The following is a 14404-nucleotide window of genomic DNA, read 5'->3' as shown; positions in this document are numbered from 1 at the left end:
ATCACGACGTTTCATGAAAAAGGGCCGGTGCCGGAACGGGCAGACAGGTTATGTCCTGCTGCGCGCCCTGCACCGGCCCTCTAGGCCGCCGTTTTAGCGGCGGCCCGGGTCATCGGTCGATTACTTCGCGGTGTACACGATCTCGACGCGACGGTTCTTGGCCCAGCACTCTTCGGTCGACTCGGTGCAGACCGGACGCTCTTCGCCGTAGCTCACGACCGACAGCTGGCTGCCCGAACCACCGGCCGCCTGCAGGGCGGAGGAGACGGCGTTGCCGCGACGCTCGCCCAGGCCCATGTTGTACTCGCGCGAGCCACGCTCGTCAGCGTTGCCTTCCAGGTTGATGCGGGCCGAGGGACGGTCACGCAGGTACTTGGCGTGGCAAGCCATGATGGCCTGGAACTCCGGCTTCAGCGAATCCTGGTCCAGGTCGAAGTACACCACGCGCTGGCGCAGGCAAGCGTCGGTATCCAGATCGCTCGGGCCGTACATGCCGGAGGTCTCGGTCGGCTGGGTCATGGCCGGCGGCGGCTCGACGGCCGGCGGGGGCGGGGTTTCCTTCGTGTTCTTCTTACAACCGGCCAGAACGGCCACGGACATCAGGGACAGAGCAAAGACGCGGAGAGTGGTGTTCATGTGGGTTCCTAGTTACGCAAATCCGGGGTGGTGGATACAAGCTGGATTAGTTTAACGCAATCTTAAAAAAGCGAAATGGGGCTTAAACATTATTTTTGCGGCGTGGCATTCCTGTAAGGACCCCACGCCGGCTCCCTGACATCACCTTGCGCCAGCACCAGACGCTGGCGAACGCGGCCGTCGACGGAGACGGCGTAAAGCACCCCTCGCCCACCCTCGCGCGCGGCGTAGAGAATCATCGAGGCGTTGGGGGCAAAGCTCGGGGACTCATCCAGCGACCCGGGCGAAAGTGTGGTCCAGCGCGGCGAGCCGGTGCTGGTATCCATCATGGCGATGCGATAGGTGTTGCCGCTGCCCTGGGCCACGGCGATCTTCTTGCCGTCGAAAGACAACGTCGGGGTGGCGTTATAGCTACCCTCGAAGGTGACGCGCTGGGCACCGCCACCGCTTGCGGACACCTTGTAGACCTGCGGGCGACCGCCGCGGTCGGAGGTGAAGTAGATGGTGCTGCCGTCAGCGCTCCAGGTCGGCTCGGTATCGATGCCGTACTGGTTGGTGATCTGGGTCAGCGCCTTGCTGCCCAGGTCCATCACGTAGATCTCCGGATTGCCACTGCGCGACAGGGTCAGTGCCAGCCTGCGGCCATCGGGCGAGAACGAGGGCGCGCCGTTGATTCCACGGAAGCTGGCGATCAGCTCGCGTGCACCGGTGGAAATGTCCTGGAGATAGATCGAGGAGTTCCCGCGCTCGAAGCTGACATAGGCCAGCTTGCGGCCATCCGGGCTCCACGACGGCGACAGCAGCGGCTCGGCCGAACGCACGATGGTCTGCGGGTTGAAGCCATCCGAGTCGGCCACCATCAGCGCATAGCGCGCCGCATTGCCCAGGCCGGTCTGGGTGACATAGGCGATCCGGGTCCAGAAGGCGCCGCGCACCCCGGTGATCTTCTCGTAGATGGCGTCAGCCATCTGGTGGGCCACGTCGCGCATCGCGTTGGCACGGCCGGTCATGGCCAGGCCCAGCAGGCGCTGCTGCTTGGCCACGTCGAACAGCTCGTACTCGACGCGATACGCCCCGTTGCCGCCATCCAGCACCCGGCCGACGACGATGTAGTCCTGCTTCAACGCGCGCCAGGTCGGGTAGTTGATCTCCGATCCGCGCGTGGGCTTCTCCACGATGTTGGCGTCGGGCAGCGTGCGGAATGCGCCGGAGCGATCCAGATCCGCCCGCACCACTTGGGAGACGTCGGTGGTGGGCGGCGTGCCCGAGCCCTGGTAGGGCATGGGCACGACCGTGATCGGCAGGGCCGAGGCGTTGCCGCCGACAATGTTGATCTCCAGGCCCTGCTCCTGCGCCTGGCCAATGGCCGGCAACAGCAGGACGAAGAGGGCGAGCAACCAGTGGGACAGTTTCTTCATGAAAGCCAGGGCGTTCGGAGAAAGGCCGCTAGGGATAACAGCCGGGACGTGAACATTTTCGCAATCATGAACGCCAAGGCAGCGTGAACTCAGCGATCACTGGCCTCGAAGGTAAAGATCAGCTTGCGCCGGAACACCGACTCGAAGCCCCGATAAGGAAGCGGCTGGGCCTTGAGCACCGCCGCCTCGATCGAGCGCTGGCCAGCGGCATCCATCGGGCAGCCGGAGCGGACGTGGGCCTCCATGACCTCACCCCCCGGGAGCTGGGTGATCTCGACCACGCACTTGGTGCCCAGCGCCACGCTGTCCGGGCGCGTCCATTGCTGCACCACCGCGCTCTGGATCGCCGCGGCATATTTGGCCAGCAGCCCTTCGTCGACCCCGTTCTGCCCCGGCGAGGACGGCGCGGCGGCGGCCTGCTGCGAGGCCTGCTGGGCCCGGGCATCGGCCAGCTGACGTAGCTTCTGCTCGGCCAGCTTGGCCTGTTTAGCGGCCTGCTCGCGCTGGGCGCGGATGGCGGCGAGCTTCTTCTGCCGGTCATCCTCTTCCTGCTGCTGGGCCAGGCGCTGCTTGCGTTCGGCTTCTTCCTGGCGCTTGCGTTCTGTCAGGTCGATCTGCTCCTGACGGCGCTTGGCCTCCTGCTCCTTCTCGGCCTTCTCCTGGGCGATGGCCAACTTACTGGCTTCCTCCTGGTTGACCTGGTCCGGATCAGGAACGCGCTCCTGGGCTTGCTGTTGTTGCGGGACGGGCGAATCCTGCGGCTTGGGCTCGGGCACTGGCTGCGGCGGCGGCACGGTGTCCTGTTCGGCCACCGGCTCGGGCACGGGCTTGGGCGGCTCGGGCTTGGGTTCGATCTTGGACGCCTCGCGCATGGCCTGCTGCGCGGCCCGAATATCGGTGGCCGACATCAGCGTGGCCTCGATCGCCGGCGAGCCGGCGGCGGCCTGCGCCTGGTCTTTGTCCCAGTGCAGATACGGCGCCAGGATGATCAGGGCGAGCACCAGCAGGTGCACGCCCACGGCAAAGACCACCGCTGCGCCGGGACGGTCGCGCGGATCACGCTGATCCAGATGCGGAGCCTCAGCGTGCATTGCCGCCTGGCTTGCTCATCAGGCCGACCTTCTCGATCCCCGCCTTGGAGATGATGGCGGTGGCGTCGATCACGCGCTGATAGTTGGCCTCGCCGGGCGCGGCCAGGAACACCGGTACGTCCTTGTTCTGCTCATGGAAAGCGCGCAGCCGGTCGAGCAGCTCCTCGTCGCTGTATTCAGCGATCGGCGCATCCTGCAGCTTGAGGAACAGGCGCCCGTCGCCGTCGACGGTGACGATGATCGGATCCGCCTTGCTGTCCACCGAGCGTGCAGTGGATTTGGGAATGTCCACGTTGACCGCCAGGGTCAGCATGGGCGCGGTCACCATGAAGATGATCAACAGCACCAACATCACGTCGATGTAGGGCACCACATTGATCTCGGACTTGAGCTTGCGCCGCTTGCGATGGCGCGAAATGGCCGATTGCATGGACGACTCCTCAGCCTTCGCCGGTCTGGCGCTGCAGGATGGAGCTGAACTCGTCGGCGAAGGTCTCGTAACGCACCGAGATGCGCTCGACACGCGTGGTGAAGCGGTTGTAGGCCCACACCGCCGGGATGGCCACGAACAGGCCGATGGCGGTGGCGAACAAGGCCTCGGAAATGCCCGGCGCCACGGCCGCGATGCCGGCCTGCTCGCCGCTGTTGAGCATGTCGTGCATGGTCACCATGATGCCGAACACGGTGCCGACCAGGCCCACGTACGGCGCGGTCGAACCGATGTTGGCCAGCAGCTCCAGATTGCGCTCCAGCGCGTCGATCTCGCGCGCGTAGGCGGTGCGCATGGCGCGCTGGGCGCCCTCGAGCTGCAGGCGGCCGTCGGTCAGGCGCTTGTCGCGTAGGCGGGCGAACTCGCGGAAGCCGGCCTCGAAGATGGATTCCAGGCCGGTGACCACGCGGCCCCGGTCGGTCGCCGAGGAGTAGAGCTTGTTGAGATCGGCACCGGACCAGAACCGGCCCTCGAACTCGTCCGCGTCCCGGTTGGCACGCTTGAACACGCCCGCCTTGCGGAAAATGATCACCCAGCTCACCAGCGAGCCGGTCAGCAACAACAGCACGATGAGCTTGACCGGCAGGCTGGCGGTCAGCAGCAGCTGCAGGTAGTTGATGCTGGTGTGGGCGGCCTGCGCACTGGCCTGGGCGGCCGTGTTGGCGGCATCCGGCGGCAGGGTCTCGGCCACGGTGTCCTGCAACGCCAGGAGCAATCCAATCATCCGTCTTTCCTCGGTGTTCTATGCGGTAAAGGGTTAGCCAGCAACTTCCAACGACTTGAATTCTCGATACACCGCCTCGTCCATGGCCACCGGGCGGAAGGCCGTGGCCGAGACTGCGGCCACCCTGACCTGCGCGGTCAGCAGCACTTGGTCGTCGCGCCGGATGGTCTGGGCGAAGACCACGCTGGCGCGCTTGACCTGGCGCAGCTCGGCCGAGACCTGCAGCAGGTCGTCCAGGCGGGCCGGCTTGAGGAACTCCAGCTGCATGGCGCGCACCACGAACACCAGATCGTGTTCCCGGCGCAGCTGCTCCTGCATCTGGCCGCGCGCGCGCATCCATTCGCTGCGCGCACGTTCCAGGAAAGCCACGTACTGCGCGTGATAGACCACCCCGCCGGCGTCGGTATCTTCCCAATAGACGCGTGTCGGCCAACTGAATGCGTCAGGAACGTGGGGCGTGGTCATTGCGGGATCGGTCAAGGGGAAACTCCAGGGGCAACGGAAGCGGGGCGCAGGCTCAGAACAGGGACTCGGTCATCCCCGCCGGCCCGGGATCGGGCGCGCGCCCAGGCAGTCCCAGATGGCGGTAGGCCTTGGCCGTGGCCATGCGCCCACGCGCGCTGCGCACCAGGAAGCCCTGCTGGATCAGGTACGGCTCGATGACGTCCTCCAGCGTGCCGCGCTCCTCGCTCAGCGCGGCGGCCAGCGATTCCACGCCGACCGGTCCGCCGTCGAAACTCTCCACGATGGTGTGCAGCAGGCGCCGGTCCAGTTCGTCGAAGCCCTCCGGGTCGACCTTGAGCATCTCCATCGCGGCACTGGCCACGGCCTGGTCGATGTGCCCGTCGGCACGGACCTGGGCGTAATCGCGCACCCGCCGCAGCAGGCGGTTGGCGATGCGTGGCGTGCCGCGCGAACGCCGCGCGATCTCCCCCGCGCCTTCCGGCGCGCAGGGAATGTCCATGATCTGCGCCGAGCGGCGCACGATGCGGGTCAACTCGGCGGTGTCGTAGAACTGCAGGCGCTGGACGATGCCGAAGCGATCGCGCAAGGGCGCGGTCAGCAGGCCGGCACGGGTGGTCGCCCCGATCAGGGTGAACGGCGGCAGGTCGATCTTGATCGAGCGGGCAGCCGGGCCCTCGCCGATCATGATGTCCAGCTGAAAATCTTCCATCGCCGGATACAGGACTTCCTCCACCACCGGCGAGAGGCGATGGATTTCGTCGATGAACAGCACGTCGTGCGGCTGCAGGTTGGTCAGCAGCGCGGCCAGGTCGCCGGCCTTCTCGATCACCGGCCCGGAGGTCACCCGCAGGGCCACGCCCAGTTCGTTGGCGATGACATGGCTCAGGGTGGTCTTGCCCAGGCCGGGCGGGCCGAAGATCAGCACGTGATCCAGCGCCTCGCCGCGCCCCTTGGCCGCCTGGATGTAGATGTCCAGCTGCTCGCGGACCGGCGCCTGGCCCAGATAGTCGGCCAGGCGCTTGGGCCGGATCGACGCCTCCAGGGCGTCGTCCTCGCGGGTGGCGTCGGCGGCGATGATGCGGTCACTCATGCGGCTATGGTCGCATGCGCCACCTGCGCGGCGCAGCCTTCCCGCATCAGATCTCCACCTGCGCGCCCAACTCGACCAGGCGGTTGCCCGGGATCCGGAAGAAGCCGGTCGCGGGCGCGGCGTTGCGGTGCATGGCCGCGAATAGCTTGTCGCGCCAAATCGGCATGCCGCGACGCGCACTGGCCACGATGGTCTCGCGGCTGGCGAAGAACGTGGTGTCCATCGGGTCGAAGTACGGCCCGCCCCGGTCGCAGCTGCGCATCAGCGCCAGCGGCACGTCCGGGGTCTCCATGAAGCCGAACTTGACGATCACCCGGTAGAACTCGTCGCCGATCTCCTCGACCTTCAGGCGCTTGTCCGCCGGCGCGTACGGCAGCGGCAAGGTGTAGACGGTCAAGAACACGTTGCGCTCGTGCAGCACCTTGTTGTGCTTGAGGTTGTGCAGCAGCGCATGCGGGACCATGCCGGTCTGCGCGGTCAGGAACACCGCCGTCCCGGGCACCCGCACCGGCGGGGCCAGCATCAGGCCGGGCAGGAAGCTGTCCAGGGCAATGCCGTCCTTGCGGATCTCCGCGCCAAGCAGCTCACGGCCGCGGCGCCAGGTGCGCAGCATGGTGAACACCAGCAGGCCCAGGGCCAGCGGGAACCAGGCCCCGTCGAAGAACTTGGCACCGTTGGCGATCACGAATCCGAGGTCCACGATGAAGAACACGATGCACAGCGGCAGCACCCACTTGCGCCACTTGGGCCACAGCGCGCGCGCCACCAGCACCAGCAGCAGGGTGTCGATCAGCATCGTCATCGACACCGAGATGCCGTAGGCCGTGGCCAGCGCGGTCGAGCTGCCGAAGGCCAGCACCACCGCCAGCACCATGACCATCATGGTCCAGTTGACCCCCGGCACGTAGATCTGGCCGATGGTGTCGTGCGAGGTGTGCTTGACCTGCATGCGCGGGATATAGCCCAGCTGCATGGCCTGGCGGGCCACCGAGAACGCGCCGGTGATCACGGCCTGGGACGCGATGATGGTGGCCATGGTGGCCAGCACGATCATCGGGTACAGCGCCCACTCCGGGACGCCTTCGTAGAAGGGGTTGTTGACCGCGGCCGGGTCCTGCAGCACCAGCGCGCCCTGGCCCAGGTAATTCAGCATCAGGCACGGCAGGACGACGCTGTACCAGGCGTAGCGGATCGGGCGCGCGCCGAAGTGGCCCATGTCCGCATAGAGCGCCTCGCCACCGGTCACCGCCAGGACCACCGCGCCCAGGATCAGCACCGAGTGCCAGCCGTGGGTGATGAAGAAGTTGATCGCCCAGGCCGGGTTAAAGGCGCGCAGCACTTCCGGGGCGTCCAGGATGTTCCAGATGCCCAGCGCGGCCAGCGCCAGGAACCACACGGTGGTCACCGGCCCGAAGACCTTGCCTACCTTTTCGGTGCCGAAGCGCTGGGCCATGAACACGAACAGCAGGATCACCACGGTAATCGGCACGATCCAGTGCTCCAGGCCCGGCGCGGCCACTTCCAGGCCTTCGACCGCCGAGAGCACCGAAATGGCCGGGGTGATCACCCCGTCGCCGAAGAACAGCGAGGCGCCGAAGATGCCGAGGATGCCCACCACGTAGGCCGATTTGGACCCCTTGGGCAGCGTGCGCTGGGCCAGGGTCATCAGCGCCATGATGCCGCCCTCGCCCTCGTTGTCGGCGCGCATGATGATGGTCACGTACTTGACCGTCACCACGATCACCAGCGCCCAAAACACCAGCGAGAGGATGCCCAGGATGGTGTCGTGATTGCCGACCAGGCCGAAGTGTGGCGAGAACGCCTCCTTCAGCGTGTACAGCGGGCTGGTGCCGATGTCGCCGAAGACCACGCCGATGGCGCCCAGCACCAGACCGGGAAGGCCTTGGTTGCCGTGGCCGTGATGGGACGGGGCGCTGTCGGCAGCCGACGAAGTGGGGGTCGCGGTGGACATGGCGGTCGCTAGCCTACTGCTGGAAAAGTGAGGATGGCCTGCACGGCGCGCGTGTTCAGCGCAGCGCCGAGCGCAGGGCCTTGCGGATGATGTCGGCGGCGTCGTCGCCCGGGGCGGTGACATCGCGCGCCATCCGCTGGGCTTCGGCGGGCTTGTAACCCAGCTGCTGGAGGGCGATGACGGCCTCGGACTGCGGATCGGCCGGCGCCTGCCCGGGCGTGGCCGGGCCGCCGGTCAGGGCCGCGGCGCGGTCGCGCAGTTCCACGACCATGCGCTCGGCGGTCTTCTTGCCGATGCCGGGGATGCGGGTCAGCGCGGTCACATCGCCGGCCTGCACCAGACGCGAGAACTCGTCCACGCTCACCCCCGACAGGATCGCCAGGGCGATCTTGGCGCCGATGCCGGTGACCTTCTGCACGTCGCGGAACAGACGCCGCTCGCCCTCGCGCATGAAGCCGTATAGCGAGACGCTGTCCTCCTTCTGCGCGTAATGGGTGAACAGGGTGACCTCGCGCCCCAACTCGGGCAGGTCGTAGAAGGTGCTCATCGGCGCCTCCAGCTCGTAGCCGATGCCGCCACCCACTTCGATCATCAGCCACGGCGGTGACTTGCTGATCAGGATCCCACGCAGGCGACCGATCATGACCGCACCTCCGGCTGCTGCCGTCCATGGCGACACGACGTCGCACGTTGACCGCCCAGCCCGGCCATCCATGGCCGAGCGCTCAGCGCCGCGCGAGGCAGTGCCTCGCAAGCGCGGCACATCGCCCACGGCGGTGACTTGCTGATCAGGATCCCACGCAGGCGACCGATCATTTGCGGCTCCAGGCCTGGCGCGCATTGACGCCCAGCCGCGCGGCGGTGGCGCGCACGTGCGCGTGGGTGATGGCCACGGCCAGCGCATCGGCCGCATCGGCCTGCAGCTTGCCTTTCAGGTTGAGCATGATTCCGACCATGTGCTGGATCTGTTCCTTCTGTGCGCCACCGCGACCGACCACGGCCAGCTTGATTTCCGAGGCGGCGTATTCGTGCACCGGCAGGTCGCGCATCACCACCGCAGCCATCGCCGCCCCGCGCGCCTGCCCCAGCTTGAGCGCCGAATCCGGGTTGCGGGCCATGAACACCTGCTCGATGGCCACCTCGTCGGGCTGCCACTGCTCCATCAGCGCCGCCAGGCCCACCAGTAGGCGCTTGAGCCGCTGCGGAAAGCCGCCCTCGCCCAGCAGCAGCAGCGGCCCGTTGTAGACATGGGTGGTCCTGCCCTGGGCATCGACATCGATGATGCCGATCCCCGTGCGCTGGCTGCCCGGGTCGATGCCGAGGATGCGGGTCATGAGGGAAATCCGGGTCCTGCGTGGCGGCGAACGTCGGGATTCACGCAGGAACCATGCCATCGGGACCGCGCCGGGGCCGTCCCGCCGCCGGCATCACGCGTAGGCGTCCTGGTCCAGGCGTGCGTTGTGGTAGACGTTCTGGACGTCGTCCAGGTCCTCGAGCATGTCCAGCATCTTGACCACCTGCTTGGCCACATCGCCTTCGACCGCCGTATCGGTATCGGCGCGCATGGCCACCTCGGCGTGGTCGGGGGTCAGCCCGGCGGCCTCCATCGCGACCTTGACCGCCTCGAACACCTCCGGCGCGGTCAGCACGTCGATCGAACCATCATCTGGATAAACCACCACGTCGTCGGCGCCGGCCTCGATCGCCGCCTCGGTCACCTGGTCCTCGTCGGCACCCGGGGCGAAGGTCAGCACGCCCAGGCGCTTGAACATGAATGCCACCGAGCCCTCGGTGCCCATGTTGCCGCCGCACTTGGAGAAGGCATGGCGCACATCGGCCACGGTGCGCACGCGGTTGTCGGTCAGGCAGTCCACGATCACCGCCACGCCGCCGGGGGCATAGCCCTCGTAGCGCACGTTCTCGTATTCCACCCCCTCCAACTCGCCGGTGGCCTTCTTGATGGCGCGCTCGATCACGTCCTTGGACATGTTCGACGCCAGGCCCTTGTCCATGGCGGTGCGCAGCGCCGGGTTGTTGGCCGGGTCGCCGCCGCCGGGACCGCGCGCCGCCACGCTGATCTCGCGAATGATCTTGGTGAAGATCTTGCCGCGCTTGGCATCGCTGGCATTCTTGCGGGCTTCGATCGAAGGGCCTCGCCCCATGACGCACTTCCGTTCGTTTAAACCGTGACGAAGCGATAATTTTACCCGAATGCCGAGCGCCTCCGGGCCCCTGCCGACTCAGCGCTTGAATCGGCCTTCGCGCAGGAAGCAGGCTGCCTGCGCCGCCGCCACGGGGGAAAACGCCAGACCGGTATGGCTGGCGTGCACGGCGCAATGGTCGGTCAGGCCCGGCAGGCGGGTTTCCTCCAGCGCCACGGTCCCGTCCGAATCCTCGCCCAGCTCCGCCAGGACCCGCCCCAGCCCACGCGGGATGTCGCCGGCGACCATGCCCACTTCGGTCGGGCCCGGCCACGGCAGGCAGCCGCGATCCAGCAGGGTCGCGCTGCGTCCCAGCACGCCGCCCCATCCGCGCTGCTGGAGGGCCTTGGCCGTCGCGCTACCGCGCAGGGGCGACCCCAGGCAGACCAGCCGCGGAACCGGCAGCCAGGGCTGGCGCCGCAGGGTTTCCAGGGCGATCAGCCCGCCCAGGCTATGCCCGACCAGATGCGTGGGCGGGCCGCCGCGCAGGCGCGCGGCCAGCCGCGCGATGGCCACCGAGGGCCCGCCGCTGATGCTGTGATAGCCGAACACCCGCGCATCGAAGCCAGCCTGGCTCAGACGGAGCGCCAGCGGGCGCACCCACAGGTCGGCATTCCAGATGCCATGCAGCACCAGGACCCGGGGACGGTCCGCCTCGCGCGCCGAACCGGGACTGGCGCGCCCCGGGCTCAGTCGCAGGTCACCGCGGTGATCAGGTTCTGTGCATTGACGTGCACGGTCACCCGATCCATGCCGATCTCGCCGGAGGTCTCGCCGTCGGCAAGCGTGCGGAGCTGGCTGGCGTGGCTTTCGGCCTGGATGCGGTCCAGCACCGACTGATCGGCCACCCGGCCGATGGCCCAACTGCCCGAGGCGGCACTACAGCGCAGCATCTGATGCCCACAGCCGCTCACCATCACGCTCCCCACCACCAGTCCGGACAGCATTACCACGCGCGCGATCGACATCGCCGTTTCCTCCTTGAAAAGTGAACCGCAGCATGACCCATGCACGCCGCGCGCTCAACCACGCCCGGCGTTCAACCCTGTGCCGGGCGTCGCAGGATGAACTCGTCGTCCAGGATCTCGCCGACCGGAAACTTGTACTGCCCCACCCGCTCGAACCCGTGCCGCGCGTAGAAGCGCTGCGCGCCGAAGTTCTCCGACCACACCCCGACCCACAGCGTGCGCGGCCCATCGCGCAGCAGCCAGGCCAGGGTCGCGTCGAACAGACGCGTGCCGATGCCGCTGTTCTGATGGGTATTCACCAGATAGAGCCGCTTGAGTTCGCCATCGTCGGGCTGCACCTGGTCATGCGGCAATCCACACGGACCGGCGGCCGAATGCCCGACGGCCACGCCGTCATCCTCGGCCAGAAAGATCGCGTAACGCGGATGCCCCAGCACGATCTGCATGCGCTCCAGCGCGTAGGCCTCATCGAGGAAACCGCGCAGGTCTGCCTGCGGGTAGAGATGGCCGAAGGTCTCGACGAAGGTGCGTTCGGCCAGGGCCGACAGCGTATGCGCGTCGTCGGGACCGGCCTGGCGAATGGTCACGGACATGGTGGGAGGTCCTGAGCAAGCGCGGGCCACACGAGGCGGCCCGCGGGTGGCCGATCAGGCCTTGGGCGTTTCGCGCACGCGCACGTGCACCTCGGCCAGCTGTGCGTCCGGAATCGGCGACGGTGCGTCGGTCATCAGGTCCTGAGCGCCGGTGGTCTTCGGGAACGGGATCACGTCGCGAATCGACTCGGTGCCGGCCATCAGCGCGGCGATGCGGTCGATGCCGAAGGCGATGCCACCGTGCGGCGGGGCGCCGTAGTTCAGCGCATCCAGCAGGAAGCCGAACTTCGCCCTGGCCTCTTCCGCGCCGATGCCGAGCAGCTCGAACACCGCGCTCTGCATCTCCGGGCGGTGGATACGGATCGAACCGCCGCCGATCTCGTTGCCGTTGAGCACCATGTCATAGCCGCGCGACACCGCGGTCTTGGCGTGCGCGCGCAGGTCGTCGATCGAATCCACCGCCGGCGCGGTGAACGGGTGATGCAGGGCCACGTAGCGCTGCGCCTCCTCGTCCCACTCGAACATCGGGAAATCGGTGACCCACAGCGGGCGCCAGCCATCGGCGACCAGACCGAAGTCCTTGCCGGCCTTCAGCCGCACCGCGCCCATGAAGTCCGACACCTTGTTATAGGCACCGGCACCGAAGAACACGAGGTCGCCGTTGCCGGCGCCGAGGTGCGCGATCAGCGCGGCGAACTGCGCCTCGTTGAAGAACTTCTGGATCGGCGAGCTGACCGCGCCGGCCTCGTCGATCTTGATATAGGCCAGGCCCTTGCTGCCGTACTTGGCCGCATGCGCGGCGTACTCGTCGATCTGCTTGCGCGACAGCGTGGCGCCACCGGGGATGCGCAGCGCGGCCACGCGGCCCTCAGGGTCGTTGGCCGGCCCGGTGAACACGGCGAACTCGCTGTCCTTGACCAACTCGGCCACGTCGACCAGCTCCAGGTCGATGCGCAGATCCGGCTTGTCCGAACCAAAGCGACGCATCGCCTCGGCCCAGGTCATGCGCGGGAACTGGGCGTCCAGTTCGACGTCCACGACCTCCTTGAAGATCGCGCGGATCATCTCCTCGACGAAATCCTGCACGTCGCGCTCGCGCACGAAGGCGAATTCCATGTCCAGCTGGGTGAATTCCAGCTGGCGGTCGGCACGCAGGGCCTCGTCACGGAAGCAGCGCGCGATCTGGTAGTAGCGGTCGAAGCCGGCCACCATCAGGATCTGCTTGAACAGCTGCGGGCTCTGCGGCAGGGCGTAGAACTCGCCCGGGTGCATGCGTGCCGGCACCAGGAAGTCGCGCGCGCCCTCCGGGGTGGCCTTGGTCAGGATCGGGGTCTCGATGTCCTGGAAGCCGGCCGCGTCCAGGTGCCGGCGCAGCGCCTGCACCAGCTTGATGCGGGTGCGCTGCATGCGCTGCATCTCCGGGCGGCGCAGGTCCAGGTAGCGGTACTTCAGGCGGGTGTCCTCGCCCGGGTTCTCGTGGGCGTGGAACGGCAGCGGCGCGGCCTTGTTGAGCACCGTGATCGCGCTGGCGATCACTTCGACCTTGCCGGTCTTGATCCTGTCGTTGACCGCATGGCGCGCGCGCACCACGCCCTCGACCTGCAGCACGTCCTCGTAACCCAGCGAGGCGGCGGTCTTGAACACCTCCGCGTTGTCCAGTTCGACCGTCACCTGCACGATGCCCTCGTGGTCGCGCAGGTCGATGAAGCACACGCCGCCCTGGTTGCGGGCCACGTCGGTCCAGCCGGCCAGGGTGACGGTTTGGCCGATCAGGGTCTCGTCGACCAGGCCGCAGAAATGGGTACGCATCGTGAGGCAACTCCAGGCGGGCCGCGGGTCGCGGCCGGAACAGCCGGCTATTTTGGGGCCGCCGCTGCGGCGCGGCAAATCGCCCGTCCGCCGCCCACATGAACGCGGCAGGGCGCCGTGTATAGTCCGCCGCACCCGCCCCATCCCGGAGCCGTGCCATGTTGCGACTGTTTGCGGTCCTTGTGTTCGCCCTGGGCGTCTACGCCGCCGCCCCGCCGGCCCATGCCCAGGACTCGATCACCTGCGAAAGCCAGGACAACCGCTACCGAGAGTGCCGCGGCTTCAACGGGCGCGCGCGCCTGGAGCGCACCCTATCCGATTCCCCCTGCGTCGAGGGCCGCACCTGGGGCACACGGGGCGGCGTGATCTGGGTGGACCGCGGCTGCCGCGGACGCTTTGTGCCCAGCTGGACCGGCGGCCCCGGCGGCGGATGGGGCGGCAACAGTGGCCGCACGATCCGCTGCGAGAGCAGTGACAACCGCTACCGCGAGTGCGCGGCCGGCTTCCGCGGCCGGGCCATGCTGGTGCGCCAGCTGTCGGACAGCCGCTGCGTGGAAGGCCGCACCTGGGGCCAGCGCGGGGGCTCGATCTGGGTCGACCAGGGCTGCCGCGGTGAATTCGCCGAGGGCCGGGGCCACGGCGGCGGCGGCCCCGGCTACCCGGGCCACAGCGACGTCACGGTGACCTGCAGCAGCAACGACAACCGGCGCCACACCTGCGACTGGAACAGCCGCGACGGGCGCCCGGTGATCATCAAGCAATTGTCCGACAGCCCGTGCATCGAGGGCCGGACCTGGGCCTACCGGGGCGGCCGGATCTGGGTGGACGAGGGCTGCCGCGCCCGCTTTGGCGCCCGCTGAGCGCCTGCTTTCGCCTCCAGACAGTAGAACGCCGGGTCCTGCCCGGCTCTTCTATCCTGTGACGCCGCCGGCCGGTCCCACGGTCGC

Annotated in this window: 15 protein-coding genes and 1 pseudogene; 1 reads left to right on the top strand and 15 read right to left on the bottom strand. The window is 67.9% G+C overall.

Going from position 1 to position 14404, the window contains the following annotated elements:
* Positions 1-120 precede the first annotated feature (120 nt).
* From pal to aspS, 15 genes and pseudogenes are all read right to left on the bottom strand, one after another.
* Positions 121-636: a peptidoglycan-associated lipoprotein Pal gene (gene pal / locus PJ250_RS11680; RefSeq protein ID WP_271644727.1), complete on the bottom strand. Its 516-nt coding sequence runs from the start codon at positions 634-636 to the stop codon at positions 121-123.
* Positions 637-725: 89 nt separating this feature from the next.
* Positions 726-2054 carry a Tol-Pal system beta propeller repeat protein TolB gene (gene tolB, locus PJ250_RS11675; protein ID WP_271644726.1) on the bottom strand — a complete coding sequence of 443 codons (1329 nt, stop codon included), beginning with the start codon at positions 2052-2054 and terminating at the stop codon, positions 726-728.
* Between the two features lie 89 nt (positions 2055-2143).
* Positions 2144-3145, bottom strand: a complete 1002-nt coding sequence (gene tolA, locus PJ250_RS11670; RefSeq protein WP_271644725.1) for a cell envelope integrity protein TolA — start codon at positions 3143-3145, stop codon at positions 2144-2146.
* Entirely contained in the window at positions 3135-3575 is a 441-nt protein-coding gene (gene tolR / locus PJ250_RS11665) for a protein TolR (protein WP_271644724.1), read from the bottom strand. Before tolR ends, tolA begins: the two co-directional genes overlap by 11 nt.
* 10 nt (positions 3576-3585) lie before the next feature.
* Positions 3586-4359: a protein TolQ gene (gene tolQ, locus PJ250_RS11660; RefSeq protein ID WP_271644723.1), complete on the bottom strand. Its 774-nt coding sequence runs from the start codon at positions 4357-4359 to the stop codon at positions 3586-3588.
* Positions 4360-4392: 33 nt separating this feature from the next.
* On the bottom strand, positions 4393-4824 hold the full coding sequence (gene ybgC, locus PJ250_RS11655; protein WP_271648607.1) for a tol-pal system-associated acyl-CoA thioesterase: 432 nt from the start codon (positions 4822-4824) through the stop codon (positions 4393-4395).
* A gap of 52 nt (positions 4825-4876) precedes the next feature.
* Complete coding sequence (gene ruvB / locus PJ250_RS11650; protein ID WP_271644722.1) at positions 4877-5914, bottom strand: Holliday junction branch migration DNA helicase RuvB; 1038 nt, start codon at positions 5912-5914, stop codon at positions 4877-4879.
* A gap of 46 nt (positions 5915-5960) precedes the next feature.
* Positions 5961-7805, bottom strand: a pseudogene (locus tag PJ250_RS11645) (potassium transporter Kup); the annotation flags it as partial.
* A 136-nt stretch (positions 7806-7941) separates the two neighbouring features.
* The gene (gene ruvA, locus PJ250_RS11640; RefSeq protein WP_271644719.1) at positions 7942-8529 is read right to left on the bottom strand and encodes a Holliday junction branch migration protein RuvA; all 588 of its coding nucleotides are present in this window, start codon (positions 8527-8529) and stop codon (positions 7942-7944) included.
* Positions 8530-8698: 169 nt separating this feature from the next.
* Positions 8699-9220: a crossover junction endodeoxyribonuclease RuvC gene (gene ruvC / locus PJ250_RS11635; protein WP_271644718.1), complete on the bottom strand. Its 522-nt coding sequence runs from the start codon at positions 9218-9220 to the stop codon at positions 8699-8701.
* A 93-nt stretch (positions 9221-9313) separates the two neighbouring features.
* The gene (locus PJ250_RS11630) at positions 9314-10048 is read right to left on the bottom strand and encodes a YebC/PmpR family DNA-binding transcriptional regulator (protein WP_271644717.1); all 735 of its coding nucleotides are present in this window, start codon (positions 10046-10048) and stop codon (positions 9314-9316) included.
* Between the two features lie 78 nt (positions 10049-10126).
* The gene (locus PJ250_RS11625) at positions 10127-10723 is read right to left on the bottom strand and encodes an esterase/lipase family protein (protein ID WP_271648605.1); all 597 of its coding nucleotides are present in this window, start codon (positions 10721-10723) and stop codon (positions 10127-10129) included.
* A 53-nt stretch (positions 10724-10776) separates the two neighbouring features.
* Entirely contained in the window at positions 10777-11055 is a 279-nt protein-coding gene (locus PJ250_RS11620; protein WP_271644715.1) for a hypothetical protein, read from the bottom strand.
* 71 nt (positions 11056-11126) lie between these two features.
* On the bottom strand, positions 11127-11648 hold the full coding sequence (locus tag PJ250_RS11615) for a GNAT family N-acetyltransferase (protein WP_271644714.1): 522 nt from the start codon (positions 11646-11648) through the stop codon (positions 11127-11129).
* A 54-nt stretch (positions 11649-11702) separates the two neighbouring features.
* Complete coding sequence (gene aspS, locus PJ250_RS11610) at positions 11703-13457, bottom strand: aspartate--tRNA ligase (RefSeq protein ID WP_271644713.1); 1755 nt, start codon at positions 13455-13457, stop codon at positions 11703-11705.
* A 158-nt stretch (positions 13458-13615) separates the two neighbouring features.
* Between aspS and PJ250_RS11605 the strand changes: the two genes are divergently transcribed.
* Positions 13616-14317 (top strand): DUF3011 domain-containing protein, encoded by a 702-nt coding sequence (locus tag PJ250_RS11605; RefSeq protein ID WP_271644712.1) that lies wholly within the window; start codon positions 13616-13618, stop codon positions 14315-14317.
* The last annotated feature ends 87 nt before the right edge of the window (positions 14318-14404 follow it).

This window comes from Pseudoxanthomonas sp. JBR18 (assembly GCF_028198165.1).
Lineage (GTDB): Bacteria > Pseudomonadota > Gammaproteobacteria > Xanthomonadales > Xanthomonadaceae > Pseudoxanthomonas_A.
Note: the sequence above shows the minus strand (reverse complement) of the source record. Positions and strands in the feature narration are given on the sequence as shown.